This window comes from Streptomyces sp. NPDC060027 (genome assembly GCF_042737005.1).
Taxonomy (GTDB): Bacteria; Actinomycetota; Actinomycetes; order Streptomycetales; family Streptomycetaceae; genus Streptomyces.
Genome location: NZ_JBHWVI010000157.1, coordinates 1 through 20,047, shown reverse-complemented (window position 1 = coordinate 20,047; position 20,047 = coordinate 1). Strand labels below are relative to the sequence as shown.

Annotated in this window: 19 protein-coding genes; 10 read left to right on the top strand and 9 right to left on the bottom strand. The window is 71.9% G+C overall.

Translation table 11 applies throughout. From position 1 onward, the window contains the following. Positions 1-53 precede the first annotated feature (53 nt). On the bottom strand, positions 54-2,468 hold the full coding sequence (locus tag ACFWBT_RS30430) for an MMPL family transporter (RefSeq protein WP_385706097.1): 2,415 nt from the start codon (positions 2,466-2,468) through the stop codon (positions 54-56). 164 nt (positions 2,469-2,632) lie between these two features. Here ACFWBT_RS30430 and ACFWBT_RS30425 point away from each other — a divergent pair, with 164 nt between their 5' ends. From ACFWBT_RS30425 to ACFWBT_RS30415, 3 genes are all read left to right on the top strand, one after another. Continuing rightward, on the top strand, positions 2,633-3,322 hold the full coding sequence (locus ACFWBT_RS30425) for a response regulator transcription factor (RefSeq protein ID WP_385706092.1): 690 nt from the start codon (positions 2,633-2,635) through the stop codon (positions 3,320-3,322). Continuing rightward, positions 3,319-4,773, top strand: coding sequence for an ATP-binding protein (locus ACFWBT_RS30420; protein WP_385706090.1), 1,455 nt, complete (start codon positions 3,319-3,321; stop codon positions 4,771-4,773). The genes ACFWBT_RS30425 and ACFWBT_RS30420 overlap by 4 nt, the downstream gene beginning before the upstream one ends. Positions 4,774-5,064: 291 nt before the next feature. Further along, positions 5,065-7,191 (top strand): sulfatase-like hydrolase/transferase, encoded by a 2,127-nt coding sequence (locus ACFWBT_RS30415; protein ID WP_385706088.1) that lies wholly within the window; start codon positions 5,065-5,067, stop codon positions 7,189-7,191. Positions 7,192-7,310: 119 nt separating this feature from the next. Here ACFWBT_RS30415 and ACFWBT_RS30410 read toward each other — a convergent pair whose 3' ends face one another. Both ACFWBT_RS30410 and ACFWBT_RS30405 read right to left on the bottom strand, forming a co-directional pair. Then, on the bottom strand, positions 7,311-8,630 hold the full coding sequence (locus ACFWBT_RS30410; protein WP_385706086.1) for a metallophosphoesterase: 1,320 nt from the start codon (positions 8,628-8,630) through the stop codon (positions 7,311-7,313). Positions 8,631-8,646: 16 nt separating this feature from the next. Then, positions 8,647-8,889, bottom strand: a complete 243-nt coding sequence (locus ACFWBT_RS30405; RefSeq protein ID WP_266761959.1) for an SCO4848 family membrane protein — start codon at positions 8,887-8,889, stop codon at positions 8,647-8,649. A gap of 112 nt (positions 8,890-9,001) precedes the next feature. Here ACFWBT_RS30405 and ACFWBT_RS30400 point away from each other — a divergent pair, with 112 nt between their 5' ends. Next, positions 9,002-10,291, top strand: coding sequence for a D-alanyl-D-alanine carboxypeptidase family protein (locus ACFWBT_RS30400; RefSeq protein WP_385706084.1), 1,290 nt, complete (start codon positions 9,002-9,004; stop codon positions 10,289-10,291). Here the strand turns inward: ACFWBT_RS30400 and ACFWBT_RS30395 are convergent. The 4 genes from ACFWBT_RS30395 to ACFWBT_RS30380 all read right to left on the bottom strand — a co-directional run bounded on the left by ACFWBT_RS30395 (position 10,245) and on the right by ACFWBT_RS30380 (position 13,363). Further along, a complete protein-coding gene (locus tag ACFWBT_RS30395; RefSeq protein ID WP_385706082.1) occupies positions 10,245-11,339 on the bottom strand; it encodes a YihY/virulence factor BrkB family protein in 1,095 nt (364 codons plus the stop codon). The two genes, ACFWBT_RS30400 and ACFWBT_RS30395, sit on opposite strands and share 47 nt — an antisense overlap. After that, positions 11,327-11,761 carry a GtrA family protein gene (locus ACFWBT_RS30390; RefSeq protein WP_385706096.1) on the bottom strand — a complete coding sequence of 145 codons (435 nt, stop codon included), beginning with the start codon at positions 11,759-11,761 and terminating at the stop codon, positions 11,327-11,329. The genes ACFWBT_RS30395 and ACFWBT_RS30390 overlap by 13 nt, the downstream gene beginning before the upstream one ends. A gap of 113 nt (positions 11,762-11,874) precedes the next feature. Then, positions 11,875-12,819: a decaprenyl-phosphate phosphoribosyltransferase gene (locus ACFWBT_RS30385; protein WP_385706080.1), complete on the bottom strand. Its 945-nt coding sequence runs from the start codon at positions 12,817-12,819 to the stop codon at positions 11,875-11,877. Then, positions 12,812-13,363 carry a phosphatase PAP2 family protein gene (locus ACFWBT_RS30380; protein ID WP_385706078.1) on the bottom strand — a complete coding sequence of 184 codons (552 nt, stop codon included), beginning with the start codon at positions 13,361-13,363 and terminating at the stop codon, positions 12,812-12,814. Before ACFWBT_RS30380 ends, ACFWBT_RS30385 begins: the two co-directional genes overlap by 8 nt. A gap of 6 nt (positions 13,364-13,369) precedes the next feature. Between ACFWBT_RS30380 and ACFWBT_RS30375 the strand changes: the two genes are divergently transcribed. The 3 genes from ACFWBT_RS30375 (at position 13,370) to ACFWBT_RS30365 (ending at position 15,814) form a co-directional block, all read left to right on the top strand. Beyond that, positions 13,370-13,534, top strand: coding sequence for a hypothetical protein (locus ACFWBT_RS30375; protein WP_385706077.1), 165 nt, complete (start codon positions 13,370-13,372; stop codon positions 13,532-13,534). A gap of 124 nt (positions 13,535-13,658) precedes the next feature. Then, the gene (locus ACFWBT_RS30370; protein ID WP_385706075.1) at positions 13,659-15,008 is read left to right on the top strand and encodes an FAD-binding protein; all 1,350 of its coding nucleotides are present in this window, start codon (positions 13,659-13,661) and stop codon (positions 15,006-15,008) included. Between the two features lie 50 nt (positions 15,009-15,058). Beyond that, entirely contained in the window at positions 15,059-15,814 is a 756-nt protein-coding gene (locus ACFWBT_RS30365; protein ID WP_385706073.1) for a decaprenylphospho-beta-D-erythro-pentofuranosid-2-ulose 2-reductase, read from the top strand. 85 nt (positions 15,815-15,899) lie between these two features. Here the strand turns inward: ACFWBT_RS30365 and ACFWBT_RS30360 are convergent, their stop codons facing one another. Both ACFWBT_RS30360 and trpS read right to left on the bottom strand, forming a co-directional pair. Beyond that, complete coding sequence (locus ACFWBT_RS30360; protein WP_385706071.1) at positions 15,900-16,481, bottom strand: 2'-5' RNA ligase family protein; 582 nt, start codon at positions 16,479-16,481, stop codon at positions 15,900-15,902. Between the two features lie 228 nt (positions 16,482-16,709). Then, a complete protein-coding gene (trpS, locus tag ACFWBT_RS30355) occupies positions 16,710-17,723 on the bottom strand; it encodes a tryptophan--tRNA ligase (protein WP_385706069.1) in 1,014 nt (337 codons plus the stop codon). Between the two features lie 145 nt (positions 17,724-17,868). Here trpS and ACFWBT_RS30350 point away from each other — a divergent pair, with 145 nt between their 5' ends. The 3 genes from ACFWBT_RS30350 to ACFWBT_RS30340 all read left to right on the top strand — a co-directional run. Beyond that, positions 17,869-18,438: an RNA polymerase sigma factor gene (locus ACFWBT_RS30350; protein ID WP_385706094.1), complete on the top strand. Its 570-nt coding sequence runs from the start codon at positions 17,869-17,871 to the stop codon at positions 18,436-18,438. Continuing rightward, positions 18,431-19,348, top strand: a complete 918-nt coding sequence (locus ACFWBT_RS30345) for a hypothetical protein (protein WP_385706067.1) — start codon at positions 18,431-18,433, stop codon at positions 19,346-19,348. The genes ACFWBT_RS30350 and ACFWBT_RS30345 overlap by 8 nt, the downstream gene beginning before the upstream one ends. Before the next feature lie 141 nt (positions 19,349-19,489). After that, a partial coding sequence (locus tag ACFWBT_RS30340) for a hypothetical protein (protein WP_385706065.1) occupies positions 19,490-20,047 on the top strand: 558 nt, incomplete at its 3' end.

Below are 20,047 nucleotides of genomic sequence, written 5' to 3'. Positions count from 1 at the left end.
GCCCTCGCCCGGCGGGCGCTCCTCACCTCGGACGGTTCCCGCGTCCGGGGGCCTCAGTTGACCGCGTCGGCGTCCACCTCGCCCTCCGCCAGCGCCACGTCGTGCACCAGCGGTTCGTCCGCGACGACCACGTGCCGGGCCCGCGCCCCGTACGAACGGGCCGTCGCCGACAGCAGATACGTCCCCGGAGCCGGGACCGAGACGATGTACGAACCGTCGGCCAGCGAGGTCACGCGGTCCAGTTGACGGCCGCCCTTGGACAGCAGCGTGAGGACGGCTCCGTCGACGGGCACGCCCTCCGCGTCGCGGACGAAGCCGTGGACGACCGACGCGCCGCCCTCGACGGGAACGGCGCCCTCGGACGGCGCCTCGGCCGGCTCCACCGCGAGGTGCGGCAGCCGCTTCTCCAGGCCCGCCGGCAGCCACCAGTTGGAGTCGCCCAGCAGGTGCATCGCGGCCGGCACCAGGGCCGTACGGAGGATGAAGGCGTCCAGGGCCACCGCGGCCGCGAGGCCGACACCCGCCATCGCCGCTCCCGAGTCGCCGCTCAGGACGAACGCGAGGAAGACGCACACCATGATCAGGGCGGCGGAGTTGATGACCCGGCCGGTCTCGGCCAGTCCGACCCGCACCGCGCGCGCGTTGTCCTTCGTGTGCACCCATTCCTCGTGCATGCGGCTCACCAGGAACACCTGGTAGTCCATGGAGAGGCCGAACAGGAGCGACAGCATGATGACGGGCAGGAAGGCGTTGATCGGGCCCTCCTTGCCCAGGCCGAGCGGCTCCAGGCCCCAGCCCCACTGGAAGACCGCGACGAGGACGCCGAAGGACGCGGCGGCGGCGATCAGGTTCATCAGCGCGGCCGTCAGCGGGACCACCAGGGAGCGGAAGGCGATCAGCAGGAGCAGGAAGCCGAGCCCGATGATCGTGGCGACGAAGTACGGCAGCCGGTCACCGGTGATCGTGGCGAAGTCCTTCGACACGGCGGTGACGCCACCGACGTGGGCCCGCGCCCCCGCGTCCGGGATCACCCGGTCCCGCAGTGTGTCGATCAGCCGGTCGGTCTCCTCCGACTGCGGTGACGTCGTCGGCACCACCTGGATCACCGTCACACCGTGCGCGGGCGGCAGCGCGACGGCCTGGGCGACTCCGGCGGTGCCGTCGACGCTCTTCACCAGGGCGTCCGTGTCGCCGCCGGTCACGACCACCTGCAAGGGCCCGTTGAAGCCGGGCCCGAAGCCCTCGGCGAGCAGGTCGTACGCCTGCCGGGTCGTCGTGGTGGCGTCGTCGTTGCCCTGGTCGGTGGCGCCGAGGCGCAGCGACAGGACCGGGATCGCGAGGATCGCCATCACGGCCAGGGCGATGGCGGCGATCGTACGGGGGCGGCGCTGCACGCTCATCGACCAGCGCGCCGCGGCACCGCTCGCCCGCTCCGGCTCGGGCCCCCGCGCCGCCAGTTTGCGCCGCTGACGGCGGCTCAGCACCCGGGTGCCGAGAAGGCCGAGGAGTGCCGGCAGCAGGGTGGTGGCCGCCAGCACGCTGAACACGACGGTGAGGGAGGTGCCGATGACCACGCCGTCCAGGAAGCGGAGGTTCGTCACGAGCATGCCCGCGAGCGCGATGCACACCGTGCCGCCCGCGAACAGCACCGCCCGGCCCGAGGTGTTGAGGGCGACGACGGCCGACTCCTCGGGCGCCATGCCGCGCAGGATACCGCGCCGGTGCCGGGTGACGATGAACAACGCGTAGTCGATGCCGACACCGAGGCCGATCAGGGTGGCCAGCAGCGGGGCCAGGTCCGGGATGTCCGTGGCGTGGCTGAGCAGCTGCGTGGAGAACAGCCCCGTACCCACGCCGAAGATCGCGATGCCGATCGGCAGCAGCATGGCGAAGAGCGAACCGAAGGCGAGGAAGAGGACGACGGCCGCGGCCAGGATGCCGACCATCTCGGCGAGCCCGGTGGGCGGTTCCTGGACGCGCTGGATCGCCTGACCGCCCAACTCGACCTGCAGTCCACCGCGTTCGGCGTCCTGTGCGAGGTCGACGACGTCCTGCACCAGCTCCTTGGGCACGGCGTTCGCCTGTTCGGCGAAGGTGATCTGCGCGTACGCGATCGTGCCGTCACGGCTGATCTGCGCGGCGCCCCCCTTCCCCTCGTACGGCCCCGCGACCTGGCCCACACCCTTCATGCCGGCGATCTCGTCCAGCACGGGCTGGATCCGGGAACGCACGGACGCGTCCCTGACCGAGCCCTCGTCGACCTTCCAGACCACCGTGTCGGTGTCCCCCGCGCTGTTCGGGAAGGCCTTCTCCATCTGGTCGTACGCGCGCTTGGAGTCCGTGTTCGGGAGGGAGAAGACGTTCGCGTAGTCCGTGCCCGCGGTGGTCGCCGCGAAGCCCAGACCGAACAGTGCGCCCACCCACAGCAACAGGACCACCAGCCGGTGCCGATAGCACCACCGTGCCAATACCGCCACGTTCAACGCTCCTTAGTCGGGTCGGTCGGTCCCCCAGGTCCTGGCACCAGGATTGGCGGCGGCGCGCGGGCGGGGACACGACCCGCCCATGACTCTCAAGGAACTCCAAGGCTCGAACCGGCCCCGCTGTCGGTGGCCCCGCCGATACTGGGGGCATGACCGCTCACGAGGGAGCCACCGTCCTCGTCGTCGAGGACGAGCCGAGCATCGCGGACGTCCTGACCATCGCGCTGCGCTACCACCGCTTCGAGGTGATGGCGGCGGGCACCGTCCGTGCGGCGCTCGCGCTCGCCGAGCGCACCCGTCCCGACGCCGCGCTGCTCGACGTGATGCTCCCGGACGGCGACGGCCGGGCCCTCGGACGCGAACTGCGTTTACGGCAGCCCGAGTTGGCCGTCGTCTTCCTGACCGCGCGGGACGCGCCCGCCGAGATCGTCGGCGCGCTCGGCTTCGGCGACGACTACATCACCAAGCCGTTCAACATCGACGAGGTCGTCGCCCGGATCACCGCCGTCCTGCGCCGCACGCGGCCCGACGACGTCCTGCCGCAGCGCCCGCCCCTGCGCTACGGCGATCTGGAGCTGGACGAGACGACGTACAGCGTCCACCGCGCGGGCACCACGGTCGAGCTCACCCCCACCGAGTACGCCCTGCTGCGCTTCCTCGTCCGCAACGGCGGGCGGATCGTGCCCAAGGAGCAACTCCTGCGCCACGTATGGCAGTACGAGCACCCGGCCGAGTCGACCGTGGTGGAGACGTACATCAGCTACCTGCGGCGCAAGCTGGAACCGCTGGGGCCGCCGGTGATCCAGACCCGCCGGGGCGTCGGGTACGGACTCGCATGAGTCTGTTCGTCCGGCCCGGATTCCGCTTCCCGCGCTGCAAGCACGGTGTCCACTCGCTGCGCGGCCAGCTGACCCTGGCGAACGTGGGGCTGCTGGCCCTGGGCATCGTGGTGGCGACCGCCGTGAGCCTGATGGGGATGCGGCACTACCTGCTCGACCAGGTGGACACACAGCTCGCCAAGACGCGGGAGTCGCTGGGTGTTTCGCAGCTCACCATGAGCCAGATCGACTCACTGAGCGCCCTCGCGTTCGTACGGGACCGGATCGGGCCCGCGGTGGACGAGTCACCGAAACCGGACTCGCTCTTCGTGGCGGTCGACCGGCGGGGCGGGGCGATCGAGGTGGCCGGCTTCGAACCCACCGCCACACAGCGCGCGTTCGCCGCCGCCGTCGAGGACCCGGGCGCGCTCGCCCGCGACAGCGAGCCCCGCGACATCACCGTGCGCGGCGCCGACTACCGGGCGACCGGAGGACGGCTCGCCGACGGGACGTACGTCCTGTTCGCCGCCTCGACCGACGGACTGCACAAGGGCATCGCGAAGGCGCTCAAGCTCGATCTGACCGTGGGCACCGGGCTGTTGGCGCTGCTCGCGTGCCTCACGATGTTCAGCGTGCGCCGCCGGATGCGGCCGCTGGAGGCCATGGTGGAGACCTCGTCGGCGATCGCCGAAGGGGATCTGACCCGGCGCGTGCCCTCCAGCCATCATCCGACCCAGGAGGTCGAACAGCTGCGGCTCGCGCTCAACTCCATGCTGCACCAGGTCGAGTCGGCCTACCGGACGCGTGAACACAGCGCGGCCCAGCTGCGCCGGTTCGTCGGGGACGCCTCGCACGAGCTGCGCACACCGCTGGCGGCGATACGCGGCTACCTCCAGCTGTACGAGAAGGGGATGCTGACCGATCCCGTCGAGCGCGGGCGGGCCTGGGACCGGATGAACGGGGAGGCCGACCGTATGGGCCGGCTCGTCGACGAGCTGCTCACCCTGGCCCGCCTCGACCAGCGGCCCGAACTGCGGTTCAGGAACGTCGACCTGAGCCGGCTCGTGCGGGACGCGGCCGCGGACCTGCGCGCCCAGCAGCCGGGCCGCCCGGTGACCGTGGGCGCCGACGGCACGCTGCTCGTGCAGGCCGACGAGTCGGGGCTGCGGCAGGTGCTGGGCAATCTCGTCGGCAACGTACGCACCCACACGCCCGACGACGTACCGGTGCGGCTCGGTCTGGAGCGCGCGGACGGTGCCGTACGGCTGTGTGTCGCGGACAAGGGTCCCGGGCTCCCGGAAGAGGACGCGGCGCGCATCTTCGACCGCTTCTTCCGGGCCGGCGGCGGCGCGGGCAGCGGGCTCGGCATGGCGATCGTGCAGGGAGTGGTGCGGGCGCACGGGGGCACGGTCGCGGTACGGACGGCGCCCGGCGAGGGCCTGGCGGTGACGGTGACGCTGCCGGTGCGGTGAAGCGCGGGACACCGGTGGGGTGAGGCGGGGGACGCCGGTGGGGTGACGGCGGTGTCTCGGGGTCGCGGTGGCATCGCCGAGCCTGCCGTGCGGGCCGGGACGGCCTCGTTCGCACCGCTGTGACCTGCTGGAACGTACTTTGTGACCTGCTGGAACGGACTTGGGGAGAAGCTGACCGAGCCGGTTGAACACGGGCCGCCGTGGCGCCGTACACCACGATGAGGGCGGAATCGGTCTCCTCCGGTCGGGCCGCCACGCCACCACCGCGCTTCGCACGGAAGGACCGCCGGGTTGTCGTTCAACACGAGCTCTCGACAGCTGCCGAACACGGACGGGGCACCACCGCGCGACGAACCGGCACCGGAGCCGCTCGCGGACGCCGACGCGGCCCCGGCGGAAGGCGCCGCCGCCTCGGGCGAGGGGGAGGCGGCGGCCGAACCCGAGGCCGAGATACCCCCGTCCGACGCCACGACCCCGGCCGCACCGACCGACGGAACCCCCTCGCTCCCGGCCGAGGACGACCCGGCCGGAACCCCACCGGAAGCAGCCTCCACCGGACCTAAGACGCCCGCCGGGACCGGCGACGGCACCACCCTGACCGAGGCCGAGGACCCGGCCGAGGCCGAGGAGCCCGTCGAGGTCGGCGCGGGCACAGACCCTGCCGCGGGCCGGGCCGAAGGCCCCGCGGAGGGTGGCGCCGACGCCCCGGACACGGCCGTCGGGGACGGGGAGGAGCCTCCGTCAGGAGCGACGCCCGTGCGCGGGCGGTGGCGCGGGTGGCGGGGCCGGCATCCCGCCGCCGCCCGCACCCTCGCGTCGGCCGCGACCGTCCTCGCCGCCGCGCTCGTCCTGTTCGCGCTCCTCATGCCGAGCCAGTCTGACCGGTTCCGGCCCGCCGAGTTCCTGCGCCTCCCGGTGGAGGCGATCTTCGGCGCCGCCCTGCTGATCGTCCTGCCCCGCAGGCCGCGCACGGCCGTGGCGGCGCTCTCCGGGCTCGGCCTGGGCGTCCTGACCGTCCTGAACTGCCTCGACGTCGGCTTCCACGAATACCTCGGGCGGGGCTTCAACGTCGTCCTCGACTGGTCGCTCCTCGGCGACGCGCAGGCCTACCTCCAGGACACGTTCGGCAAGGGCGGCGCGCTCGGCATCGCGGTCCTGGCGGTGGCGCTCGTCATCGCCGTACTGGCCCTCATGACGGCGTCGGTCGTCCGGCTGGGCAACCTGGTGGCCCGGAACTCCGCCACGGCGACGCGCACGACGCTCGTGCTGGCCGTCGCCTGGGTCGTCTGCGCGTCGCTGGGCGTGCAGTTCACCGGGGTGCCCATCGCCGCCGAGCACACCGCGCTGGTCGTCCAGGACCGGGCGAAGCGGGTGCGCAACACGCTGCGGGACGAGGCGGAGTTCGGCAGGATCGCGAAGAAGGACACCTTCGCGAACACGCCGCCCAGCCAGTTGCTCACCGATCTGCGCGGCAAGGACATGATGATCACGTTCATCGAGAGCTACGGCCGCAGCGCCATCGAGGACCCGGTCATGGCACCGGGCGTCGACGCGACGCTCACCTCGGAGAACGACAAGCTGACCCGGGCCGGCTTCGCGGCGAGGAGCGGCTGGCTCACCTCGGCGACGTACGGCGGCAGCAGCTGGCTCGGCCACTCGACGTTCCTGTCGGGCCTGTGGGTCAGCAACCAGCAGCGCTATCGCACGGTGACCGCGGGCGATCATCTGACCCTGCCCGGCGCCTTCAAGAAGACGGGCGACTGGGACACCGTGGGCATCATGCCGGGCATCCAGAAGGCCTGGCCCGAGCAGAAGTTCTACGGCATCGACAAGCTCTACGACTCCCGCGATCTCGGTTACCAGGGACCGAAGTTCAGCTGGTCGACCATGCCCGACCAGTACGCCCTGGCCGCGTTCGAACGCCTGGAGCACGGCAGGAAGCACGACAAGCCGCTGATGTCGACGATCATCCTGACCTCCAGCCACCAGCCGTGGGCGCCGATCCCCAGGACGGTGCCCCAGGACCAGGTCGGTGACGGCTCGGTCTACGACGCCATCGAGAAGGCGGGCAAGAGGCCCGGGGACGTCATCACCAGCTCGCAGAAGTCGAAGGAGGAGTACGGCAAGTCGATCCAGTACTCGGTGACCAGCCTCATCGACTATCTGGTGCGGTACGGCGACAAGGACACCGTGCTGATCTTCCTCGGCGACCACCAGCCGATGGCCCGGGTCAGCGGCGACCACGCCAGCCGTGACGTGCCCGTCTCGATCGTCGCCAAGGACCCGAAGGTGCTCGACAGGATCGCCGACTGGGGCTGGACGGACGGCCTCCGGCCCGAGCACGACGCCCCGGTGTGGAAGATGAGCGCGTTCCGCGACCGCTTCCTGACGGCGTACGGGTCCACACCCCACCCGTAGGGCCCCAGCGGCTCGCCCGCGGGCGGCGGTCACGGCGCGAGCCGTCGTCGCCGCCCACGGTCCCGCACTCCCTCGAACCGGCCCGGACGGTCACTGCCGGCCCGTTTCGCGACGGGCTCTCAGGCCTCTCGCGAGGCCAGCTCCACGACCGTGATGTCCGAGGGCGCGCCGACCCGGGTCGGCGGCCCCCAGGCCCCCGCGCCCCGGGAGACGTACAACTGCGTGTCGCCGTAGCGCTCCAGGCCCGCGACCGTCGGGTTGGCGGCGGCCGCGATGAGGTTCCCCGGCCAGAGCTGCCCGCCATGGGTGTGTCCGGACAACTGGAGGTCGACCCCGTGGCGCACCGCATCATGAATCTGCACCGGCTGATGTGCGAGCAGCACACAGGCCCGCGTGGTGTCCCGGTCCCCGAGCGCCTTACCGAAGTCGGGCCCCTGCCCCTCGCTCTCGCCCTGTACGTCGTTCACGCCGGCGAGGTCGAATCCGGCCAGCTCGGTCCGCGCGTTCTCCAGGGGGTGGATCCCCAGCTCCCGCACCTCCCGGACCCACTGCTCGGCTCCGGAGAAGTACTCGTGGTTCCCGGTGACGAAGTAGGCCCCGTGCCGGGCCCGCAGCCCGGCGAGAGGGGCGGCCGCCGGTCCGAGATCCTTCACGCTGCCGTCGACGAGGTCACCGACGACGGCGATCAGATCGGGCTGCGTGGAGTTGATGGTGTCGACGACCTTCTGGGCGAACCCGCGCCCGAGCAACGGCCCCAGGTGGATGTCGCTCACTACGGCGATCCGGAAGCCGTGGGCGGACCGGGGCAGTTTGGCGAGCGGCACGGTGACCCGCTTCACCGACGGCCCGCGCAGTACGCCGTACGTCCCGTATCCCACGGTCCCCACCGCGACGGCCGCGGCGGCACCACCCACGACACGGGACACGAGGAGGCGACGCGACGGCAGGCGAACGGCCCCCGCCGGCTCGGCAGGACCGGTCGTCGCGGTCCGTGCCAGGGCCCCGGCGGCGCCGCTCCCCGTCGTCGCGGCGGACCGGGCACGTACGCTCTCGCGCGGACCCGCCTCCCCGACCGCGGCGGGGGACGCCGTCCCGTCGGTCTCCTGCCGTCCGCCTGCCCGGCGTTCCCCGAGCCTGCGCAGAAGCGGCCGTACGAACTCCCCCGCCAGCAGCGCCAGCACGAGGTAGAGCAGCAGCGCCATCCACAGGAACCCGGGCCAGGCCAGCGTCCGCTGGAGCCAGAAGGGAGCGCCCGCACGCTCGCTCGCGACGGCGCCGAACATCAGCAGCGGCCCGGCGGCGAAGACCACCGCCCCCACCCGGCGGACCGCTCCGGGACCGGCCGTGGTGTCCCGCACCAGCCGTCTCCAGGCATACCAGTGCGACCCACCGAGCACGGCCAGGACGGCCACACCCACCAGCACGAACACGATGACCATGACGCCGTATCCCCTGTTATGACGTCTGGCGCAAAGCGCGTACGCCGCGCAACCCGATGACCCCGACGACCGTCCCCAAGACAAAGGAAACGACCGCGAGCGTCAGATGCACCCAGAAGTACGCCGTCGGATCGCCCGCGTCGTCGAACGCGAGCCCGCTGCCGTCTTTGTACAGGTTCTTTACGAAAGTGACCCAAATGACCCAGCTCCACACCCCGAAGGCGAGCAGGAACCAGGACACGGGGCGGCTGAGCTTCATGCGTTCAGTATCGCCGTCGCCGACCGTGACCCGGCGCCGGGGTGGAGAGGGCGAGGAGGCTTCCCCGAGAGGTGATGGGACTTCCCGTCGTGAGCCCTGTACTTTCTCGACCGTGCCTGCCTCGAAAAAGACCGCCAAGCGATCCTTGTTGGTCACTTCCGCCACGTTGTTGGCCCTCTCGCTCACGGCGCCCGCGTTCGCCGACACCGCCGACGAAACGAGCCCGGCGAAGAGCCCCACGGCCTCGCCGTCGGCCACTCCCCCGGCGAACATGTCGACCGTCGGCGGTGAGCAGCTCGGCCGGCCCGGGAACCAGGTGAACCTCGGCAGCGGCGTCCCCGTCCTGCCCAAGGACATCACCGCCCGCTCCTGGATCGTCGCCGACGCGGAGTCGGGCGACGTCCTGGCCGCCCACAACGCGCACTGGCGGCTGCCCCCTGCGAGCACCCTGAAGATGCTCTTCGCCGACACGGTGCTGCCGAAGTTCCCGAAGACCACCCCGCACAAGGTGGCCTCCTCCGACCTGGCGGGCATCGGCTCGGGCTCCAGCATGGTGGGCATAAAGGAGAACGAGACGTACACCGTCCACGACCTGTGGCTCGGTGTCTTCCTTCGCTCGGGCAACGACGCCGTGCACGTGCTGTCCGCGATGAACGGCGGCGTCGACGAGACGGTCAAGGACATGCAGGCGCACGCCGAGGACCTCCAGGCCCTCGACACGAACGTGGTGAGCCCGGACGGCTACGACGCCGGACGTCAGGTGTCGTCGGCGTACGACCTGACGCTGTTCGCCCGGTCGGGGCTCCAGAAGAAGGACTTCCGGGAGTACTGCTCGACAGTGCGGGCGAAGTTCCCCGGTGAGACGGCCAAGAACAAGAAGGGCAAGACCACCCGGGGGTCCTTCGAGATCCAGAACACCAACCGGCTGCTGACCGGCGACAGCGACGTCACCACGTACCAGGGCATCGCGGGCGTGAAGAACGGCAACACCACCAACGCGGGCGCCACCTTCACGGGTGTCGCCGAGCGCGACGGCAAGGTGCTGCTCGTCACGGTCATGAACCCGGAGAAGAACGAGCACAACGAGGTCTACAAGGAAGCCGCGCGGCTCCTCGACTGGGGATTCAAGGCCTCGGGCACGGTCCAGCCGGTGGGTGAACTGGTCCCGCCCAAGGGCGTCGACACCACCGCTCAGCCGGGTGCGAAGGCCTCGGACGGCACAAGCTCGGAGAGCGCCTCCACCAAGCCGGTGGCCGCCGCCACCGCCACGAAGAAGGGCGGTTCGAGCGGGATCGGCATCGCGCTCGGCCTCACGGGCGGCTTCCTCGTCCTTCTCACGGCGGGCGTCTTCCTGGTCAACCGCCGCTGGCCGCTGCCGGACCTGATGCGCCGCCGCCGCTGATCCCCCGGGGCTCCGGAGCCCTCGCGTCCTTCGGAGCCCCCGAGGCCCTCCGGCCCTTCGAGCCGGACGGTTGGCCCCGGTCCGCCCGTTCGTCCGGGTCCGCCGGTTCGCCCCGGTCCGCCGCTTCGTCCGGGTCCGCCGCTGCCCGCACGGCCTCCGTCCGCTCCCCCGCGTCGGCCTCCTCCTCGGTCCGCGCCGACTCCTCGCTCCCCGTGGCCGTCCAGGCGGCGCAGTACAGGAGCAGCTTCGACGTGAAGTTGATCCACAGGAGCAGCGCGATCGGCACCCCGAAGGCGCCGTACATGCTCTTCGACGCCACGCCCCGCATATAGCCGCTGAGCAGCAGCTTGAGCAGTTCGAACCCGGCGGCGCCGATCAGCGCCGCGACGATCAGCCGACGGCGCGGCGGCTGCACACCGGGGAGCAGGGTCAGGACGTACAGCAGGACCAGGAAGTCGGCGAGCACGGCCACCGCGAAGGCGATGGCCTGCAGCAGCACGCTCCCCCAGCCGTTCTCGTCGATGCCGAGGTGCCGCGCCGACCAGCCCACCGCGGTGGACGCGAGGGTCGAGACGACGATGGTGAGGAGCACGGCCCCGCCCAGCCCGACGAGTACGCCGCCGTCCTTGAGCTTGCGCAGGAGGGGGTTCTCCTCGCTGTCGGGCAGCTCCCAGACCGCGCGCAGGCACTCCCGCATCGAGCCCACCCAGCCGATACCAGTGACCAGCAGCAGGGCGCCCGCGATGAGCCCGATCGTGCCGGCGTTCTGCACGAGGCTGTTGATGTCCAGCTGGTCGGAGATGCCCGGCACCTGCTCGGCGAGCTTGTCCTGGAGGTCCTTCTGCTGCTGGCTGCTCAGCGTGGCGGCACCGATCGCCGCGGCCACGGTCAGCAGCGGGAACAGCGCCACGAAGCTGATGAAGGTCATCGCCGCGGCGAGCCGCGTCCACTTCACCCGGTCCAGCCGCTCGTACGACCGCCACGCGTGCGTGGCCATCAGGCGCACGACCAGCGGCCCCACGCCGGGAATCTTTTTCAGCCAGTCCATGATCCGACTCTGCCCTCGCCTCGGAAAACCAATGACCGGGTACCCCAAAAACGCAGGACAGTGGCGAGCGCCATGCCGATTCCCGCGCCCGAGACGGTGTCAGCGCGCTGCGAGGTGAACCCGAGTCCGTAGTGACTGACCGCGAGACACAGCAGTTGCACGAGGGCGCCCGCGATGTTCACCGCGAAGAAGATCGCGTACTGGCGCGGGCCGCGGGCCGCCGCGTGCCGGTAGGTGCCGAGCGCGTTTCCGGCGTACGCCACCGAGCAACCCGCCAGGAAGGACAGCGCCTTGGCGGTCAGCGGGTCCAGACCCACCGGGCCGCGCAGCCAGACGAAGAGGCCGAGGTCGGCGGCGTAGGCGAGGACTCCGACCGAGGCGAACCCGAGGAGTTCGCGCAGGAACGGCTTCCGGAGTCCGATCACCCCGGAAGCCACCACCGACTCCCTGACGGCAGTCCCCGGGTCGGTCGGCTCCGCGACGGTCGGCCCGCGGGTGACAGGGAGTCCGGAGCCGGGCCGGTGCTCGGTGACGCTCACCAGTTCGCCACCGCGAGCCCGTACATCGCCAGCCACACCAGTCCGATGAGAGCGAGCGCGCGGTCGCGCAGGACCACGTCCTCCGGCTCGCCCGCCGTGCCCCGGTCCGCGAAGACGGCGTAGCGCAGGACGGCCAGGATGAAGGCGACCATCGACAGCTGGCGCCACGGCAGCACTCCGGCGCTCGGTACTCCGCCCTCCTCCAGGGCCCACAGGCAGTAGCCGAGGACGGAGACCCCGGCGGCCAGCTGCCAGACGAAGCGCAGGTAGCCGGTCGTGTACTCGGTGAGCAACGCGCGGGTGGCGCCCGCCTTCCCCGCCATCTGCACGGCTTCGGAGTACCGCTTCGCCGAGACCATGAAGAGCGCCCCGAAGCCGGTGGTGATCAGGAACCAGCGCGAGAGCGGGATACCGAGGGCCAGCCCGCCGATCATCGCCCGCATCAGGAACCCCGTCGTGACGACGACGAGGTCCACGACGAGCACATGCTTCAGGCTGACGCAGTAGGCCAGCTGCATGCCGATGTACGCGGTCAGCAGCGCGCAGACGGCCGGTGAGCAGAACCAGGCGGCGACGGCGGGAGCGAGGACCGCGAGGGTGCCCCCGACGGCGTACGCGACCGGGACGGGGACCTGGCCCGCGGCGACCGGGCGGTGGCGCTTCACCGGGTGGGCCCGGTCGGCGACGGCGTCCCGGGCGTCGTTGATCAGGTACACCGCGGCGGCGCAGGCCGTGAACAGGGTGAAGACGAGCGCCAGTTGGCCGAGCGCGTGCCGGGAGAAGAGCTGACCCGCGGCGGCCGGGGCGGCCACGACGAGCACGTTCTTCACCCACTGCCGGGGGCGTGCGGTCCTGACGAGGCCCCGGGCGACGCCGGTCAGGCTTCTCGGCGGCGGGGCGGCGGCCGGGATGCGCTCCAGGAGCGCCGTGCGCTCAGCCATGGCCGGCCCCGATCCAACGGGCGCCCAGTCCGGCCGCCGCGGCGCCCAGGGCCGCGCCGGCGAGGACATCCGTGGGGTAGTGGACCCCGACGACGAGCCGCGAGACGCACATCGCGGCGGCGAGCGGCGGCACGACATACGCGCCGAGCGTGCCGTAGGCGACCGCCGCGGCGACCGCGGAGGTGGCGTGCGAGCTGGGGAAGGAGTGCCGCCCGGCCGTGCGCACCAGCGGCGTGACGTGCGCGGGGCGCGGGCGGCGCACGATCCGTTTCACGCCCATGCTCGCGAGGTGCGCGGTGGCGGTGAGCGCCGTCGCACGCAACCACGCGCCGCGTCGCTCCCGGTCGACGGCCGCCCCCGCGAGCCCCGCGGCGAGCCAGAGAGCTCCGTGCTCCCCGCTCCAGGACAGGGCGCGCGCGACGGCCGCGACGCGTGGATCCCCGCCGTACGCGTGGAACGCGGACAGCAGCCGACGGTCCACGTCGTCGAGCCGGCGGTCCATGTCGTCGAGTCGGCGGTCCATGTCGTCGGGCTGCCGGTCCATGTCGTCGTGATCGTGGTGATCGTCATGGTCGTCGAGCCGGCGGTCCATGTCGCCATGGTGGTCACGTTCGTCTGGCCGTCGGTCCATGTCACCGCGGTGGCCATGGTCGTCAAGCCGCCGATCCACGTCGTCACGGTCGTCAAGGTCGTCCATGTGGTCCCACTCTTCTAGGGAGCGGTCACAGAATTACGGCAATCTAGGACGACATCCCATTAATCACCCATTTCGGTGAGGACCCGTGAGGGCCGGTTAGATTGCCCCGTTGTGCACCCATACCGGCGCTACGGTCACGGTCATGCCTGCCGACACCGTCTCCGTCACGGGTTGGGGCCGCACCGCCCCGACCGCCGCCCGTCTGGTCCGCCCGCGCACCTACGAGGAGGCGGCGGCCGCCGTCCGGGAGTGCGGGGCGCGGGGAGGGATCGCCCGCGGGCTCGGGCGGGCGTACGGCGACGCCGCGCAGAACGCGGGCGGGGCGGTGCTCGACATGACGGGCCTGGACCGGATCCACGCCATCGACGTGGGCGGCGGCACGGTCCTGTGCGACGCGGGGGTGTCCCTGCACCGGCTCATGGAGGTCCTGCTCCCCCTCGGCTGGTTCGTGCCCGTGACGCCGGGGACCCGCTATGTGACCGTGGGCGGCGCGATCGGCGCGGACATCCACGGCAAGAACCACCATGTGTCGGGCTCCTTCGCCCGGCACGTCCTCTCCTTCGAACTGCTGACCGCGGACGGCGAGATCCGGACGGTCGGGCGCGGCACCCCCCTCTTCGACGCCACGGCGGGGGGCATGGGCCTGACCGGTGTGATCCTCACGGCGACCGTCGGCCTCCAGCCGGTGGAGACCGCCCTGATGTCCGTCGACACCGAACGCGCGGTGGACCTGGACGACCTGATGGCCCGCCTGACCGCCACCGACCACCGGTACCGCTACTCGGTCGCCTGGATCGATCTCCTCGCGCGCGGGGCGCGGACGGGGCGCTCGGTCCTGACCCGCGGCGATCACGCACCGCTGGACTCGCTGCCCCCACGCGCGCGCAGACACCCGCTGGCGTTCCGCCCCGCGCAACTGCCCGCCGCCCCCGCCTTCGTACCGGAAGGGCTCCTCGGGCGGACGACGGTGGGCCTCTTCAACGAGCTCTGGTACCGGAAGGCGCCCCGCGCGCGGACAGGTGAGCTCCAGCGGATCCCGGCCTTCTTCCATCCCCTCGACGGGGTGCCCCACTGGAACCGTGTCTACGGGCGCGGCGGCTTCGTCCAGTACCAGTTCGTCGTCGGACACGGCCGGGAGGAGACCCTGCGCCGGATCGTGCGGCGCATCTCCGAACGCCGCTGCCCCTCCTTCCTCGCCGTCCTGAAGCGCTTCGGAGAGGGCGATCCGGGCTGGCTGTCCTTCCCCGTGCCCGGCTGGACCCTCGCCCTGGACATCCCGGCGAACCTGCCCGGCCTCGGCGCCTTCCTCGACGAGCTGGACGAGGAGGTGGCGGGCGCCGGAGGGCGCGTGTACCTCGCCAAGGACGCGCGGCTGCGGCCCGAACTGCTGGCCGCGATGTATCCGCGGCTCGGCGCGTTCCGGGCCCTGCGGCAGGAGTTGGACCCACGAGGAGTCTTCACCTCCGACCTGTCCCGCCGCCTGGGCCTGTAGCCCGGCGTTCCCGGCCGCCCGTCTTCGTTCCCTCGTCTCAAGGAGCTGTCATGAAGGACGCTTTCGGTATCCCCCAGTCCCTGCTGATCCTCGGCGGCACGTCAGAGATCGCGCTGGCCACCGCGCACCGGCTCATCACCCGGCGCACCCGCACGGTGTGGCTCGCCGGACGGCCGACGCCCGCCCTGGAGGAGGCCGCCGAGCAGCTGCGCCGACTCGGCGCGGACGCCCGTACCGTCGCCTTCGACGCCCTCGATCCCGAGTCCCACGAGGCCGTGCTCGGCAAGGTCTTCGCCGAGGGCGACATCGACATGGTGCTGATGGCCTTCGGGGTGCTCGGCGACCAAGCGGTGGACGAGAAGGAGCCGGTCGCGGCGGTGCGGGTCGCGCAGACCAACTACACGGGCGCGGTGTCGTCCGGCCTGGTGTGCGCGCGGGCGCTGCAGACGCAGGGGCACGGCTCCCTGGTGGTGCTGTCCTCGGTCGCGGGCGAACGCGCCCGCCGCTCGAACTTCATCTACGGCTCCAGCAAGGCGGGCCTGGACGCCTTCGCGCAGGGGCTTGGCGACGCCCTGTACGGCACGGGCGTGCACGTCATGGTCGTACGCCCCGGGTTCGTCCGTACACGGATGACGGCCCATCTGGCGGAGGTGCCGCTGTCGACCACTCCGGAGGCGGTGGCCGCGGCGATCGAGCTGGGGCTGAGGCGGCGTTCCGAGGCGGTGTGGGTGCCGGGGGCGCTCCGGGTGGTCATGTCGGCCCTGCGGCACGCGCCGCGAGCGGTGTTCCGGCGGCTGCCGATCTGAGTCCCGCGGCCGGTCGTGTCGTGAGCACCGAGGAGGGGCCGGGCCGGGGTGTACGGGTCCGGGCCGGGGTGTACGGCCGGGCGTCCTAGAGGGCCGGGAGGGTGGTGTCCCGCTCGGGGGCGCATGCCTGCGGGGGGACCACGGCGCCGCCGAAGGCGAACTCGCGGAGCTTGCGCCACACGCCGTCGGCGCCCTGCTCGTAGAGGGCGAATCCGGTGCAGGGCCACTGGGCCTCGTATCCGGAGAGCGCCTCGAAGGCGCGGTCCATCGCCTCGTCCTCGATGCCGTGGGCCACGGTGACGTGCGGGTGGTACGGGAACTGCAGCTCGCGGGCGACGGGTCCCGAGGCGTCCCGGACCTGCTTCTGCAGCCAGGTGCAGGCCTCCGCGCCGTCGGCCACGCGTACGTACACGACGGGCGACAGGGGGCGGAAGGTGCCCGTGCCGGACAGCCGCATCGGGAAGGGGCGCCCGGCGGCCGCGACCTCGACGAGGTGCGCCTCGATCGCGGGCAGCGCCGTGGCGTCCACCTCGGTCGGCGGCAGCAGGGTGACGTGCGTGGGGATGCCGGAAGCCGCGGGGTCGCCGAAGCCCGCGCGCCGCTCCTGGAGCAGGCTGCCGTGAGGCTCCGGGACCGCGATCGACACGCCGATCGTTACGGTCCCCACGTCGTCTCCTGTCGTCGTTCGATGGTCCGGGCTGTGCGGTGGTGCTGCGCGGGCAGGGGCGGTTGTTCGGCCTGCCCGGCTATCGACTGTACGGCGGTATCGCCCGCAATCGGCGGCCGTACGGGTGTCGCGCTCGTCTCGTACTGACTGCCGAGGGGGCTGTGGTAGGGGGCCGTGCCGCCACCGCGGGGCGGCCGGACGGCCGCGGGTACGGTGGCGGCTCGGCCGTCAGTGCTTGGCGGGCAGGAATCCGACCTTGTCGTAGGCCTGGGAGAGCGTCTCCGCGGCGACGGCACGGGCCTTCTCGGCGCCCTTGGCCAGGATCGCGTCGAGGGTCTCCGGGTCGTCCAGATACTGCTGGGTGCGCTCCCGGAACGGCGTCACGAAGTCGGTCATGACCTCGGCGAGGTCCGTTTTCAGCGCACCGTAGCCCTTGCCGGTGTACTTCTGCTCCAGTTCCCCGATTCCGGTCCCGGTGAGGGTCGAGTAGATGGTCAGCAGATTGCTGATACCCGGTTTCCCCTCCGTGTCATACCTGATGACCGTGTCCGTGTCGGTGACCGCGCTCTTGACCTTCTTGGCGGTCGTCTTCGGCTCGTCGAGCAGATTGATGAGCCCCTTCGGCGTCGACGCCGACTTGCTCATCTTGATCGACGGGTCCTGGAGATCGAAGATCTTCGCCGTCTCCTTGAGGATGTACGGCTTCGGGATCGTGAACGTCTCGCCGAAGCGGCCGTTGAAGCGCTCGGCGAGGTCGCGCGTGAGCTCGATGTGCTGGCGCTGGTCCTCACCGACCGGGACCTCGTTGGCCTGGTACAGCAGGATGTCCGCGACCTGGAGGATCGGGTACGTGAAGAGGCCGACGCTCGCGCGCTCGGCCCCCTGCTTGGCCGACTTGTCCTTGAACTGGGTCATGCGGGAGGCCTCGCCGAAACCGGTGAGGCAGTTCATGATCCAGGCGAGCTGCGCGTGCTCGGGGACATGGCTCTGGACGAAGAGCGTGCACCGCTCCGGGTCGAGACCGGCGGCGAGCAGCTGCGCGGCGGCGAGCCGGGTGTTGGCACGCAGGTCCGCGGGGTCCTGCGGAATCGTGATCGCGTGCAGGTCGACGACCATGTAGAACGCGTCGTGTGACTCCTGGAGGGCCACCCACTGACGGACGGCGCCGAGGTAGTTGCCGAGGTGGAACGAGCCTGCCGTGGGCTGGATTCCGGAGAGCACGCGAGGACTGTCAGAGGCCATGCTCACCATTCTCTCAGGTACAGGGGCCCTCTCCGGAACTGGCCGGAAACAGATGTGCCGCGGGTGGGAACCGATGGGCCGCGGGCGGTGTAGCAAGAGTGTGAGGACACGGGAGGGGGGCGGCATCGTCGTCGACGAGGCCGTGGTGATCGCACGTGTACGCGCCGGGGAGCCGGAGGCGTACGCGGAGCTGGTCCGTGCCCACACGGGCATCGCGATCAGGGCGGCCAGGGCACTCGGAGCGGGCGCGGACGCGGAGGACGTGGTGCAGCAGGCCTTCATCAAGGCGTACTGCTCGCTGGGGCGCTTCCGGGACGGCTCGGCGTTCAAGCCCTGGCTGCTGTCGATCGTCGCCAATGAGACGAGGAACACAGTACGGACGGCGGTGCGTCAGCGGACGCTGGCCGGCCGGGAGGCGGCGCTGGCGGAGGCGGGTCCGCCGATACCGGAATCGGCGGACCCGGCGGTCGCGGCGCTGGAGTCGGAGCGGCGCTCCGCGCTGCTGGCGGCTCTGGAGCAGCTGAGCGAGGACCACCGCCTCGTCGTCACCTACCGCTATCTCCTGGAGATGGACGAACCGGAGACGGCCCAGGCCCTGGGCTGGCCGCGCGGCACGGTGAAGTCCCGGCTCAACCGCGCCCTGCGCAAGCTGGGCCGACTGCTGCCCGCCTTCCAACCTCGTGAGCCTCGGGAAGGGGGTGACGAGCATGAGTGAGTCGTACGAGGACGGAGGCGCCGGCGACGCGGAGTCCGGCCGCGAGCGGGCCCGGCGAGCCCGTGCGGACGTCTCCCGGCTGCCGGACGAGCTGCGGGCGCTCGGTCGGTCGCTGGACGGCCCGGGGGCCGACGGCGACGAGTCGATGGTCGAGCGGGTGCTGGCGGACATACTCGCGATGGGGACACCGGCCGCGCCTTCCGGGCGGCGGGAGGGGATCCCGCTCCCGGCGCACGGGACTACGGGGCACCGCGAGCGGCTGCGCGCGGTGCGCCGCTGGGCGCGGGCCCGCCGGCGGGCGCTCACCGCGGGCCTGTGCGGAGTGCTGGCGGTCCTCGTGTTCACGCCCCCGGTGCGGGCGGCGGTCGTCGACTGGTTCGGCTTCGGCGGGGTCGAGGTGCGTTACGACCCGTCGGCGGTGCCCTCGGCCGGAGCCCGGGTGCCGGGCTGCCCCGGGCCCTCGCTGACCCTGGCGCAGGCCGGGCGGCGGGCCGGGTTCGAGCCTCCCGTGCCCGGCGCCCTCGGCGCTCCGGACGCGGTGACCGTGACGCCCGAGCCGGGAGGGCGGCTGCTGATGAGCCTGTGCTGGCGCGAGCACGGGCACGGGCACACGGTCCGGATCGACGCGTATCCGGCGCGGCTGGACATCGGCTTCGCCAAGACGGTCCGGGAGCCGCCGGAGTGGCTGCGGCTGGACGACGACGAGGAGTTCGGCGATCCGGCGCTGTGGTTCCCGAAGCCGCATCTCCTGAGCTTCTGGCTCGTCGAAACGGACGGCGACCGCTTCACCCGTTCCGAGCGGACCGCCGGGCCGACGCTCCTGTGGATGCGCGACGGCGACATGACGCTCCGGCTGGAGGGAGTGGCCTCGAAGGCACGGGCGCTGGAGATCGCCAGGTCGCTGAAGTAGCCGGGCTCGCCGTCGCCGGACAACGGCTCGGAATTCGTGGGCGCCGGGTGGGAACCCCGGCCGGTCGGGCGGTGTACCAGAAGTGACACACGACGTGCGGGCGGGCCGTACGTCGATGGACCGGCTGGTTCGGGGGGTTCCATGCGCAGAGTTCGTGAACTGCTCACGGTGGTAGGGGCGTTGGTGGTGGTTCTCGCGGTGGCGCTGTCGACGGCACCGTCCGCCCTGGCCGGCGGGCCGACGAGTGTGCTGGTGGTTTCGCCGCAGAGCGCGGAGACCGCCGCGCTGTACCACTCGAACGAGGAGTACAGCGCGTTGTTGCGGCTTCTGGGCGGGGCGGACTCGGATAGCCGCGAGGTGGAGCTGCCGGGGCTCGGCGCTGCCGACGGACAACAGCTCAATGTGACGTGGATGGCCCATGACGTGTCGCCCTGGCGGGTGGACCGCGTCTATCCGGACGCTTCGTGGAGCAAGGACGTCTGGATCCACACCACGACCGACGTGACGACCATGGAGGGCTACTGGCACAAGGCCCGGCAACCGGCCCAGGTGCGGGCGCTGTTCAGGAAGCTGGGCGTCCTGGGCAGGGCGAAGCCGCGGGGCGACGGGGGAATCCGCCCGGGTCCCTGGCAGACGCCGGAGGGCGCGGGGGGCGGGGCCGCCCCCCCCCCCCCCCCCCCCGCCCCCACAGTGTCAGAT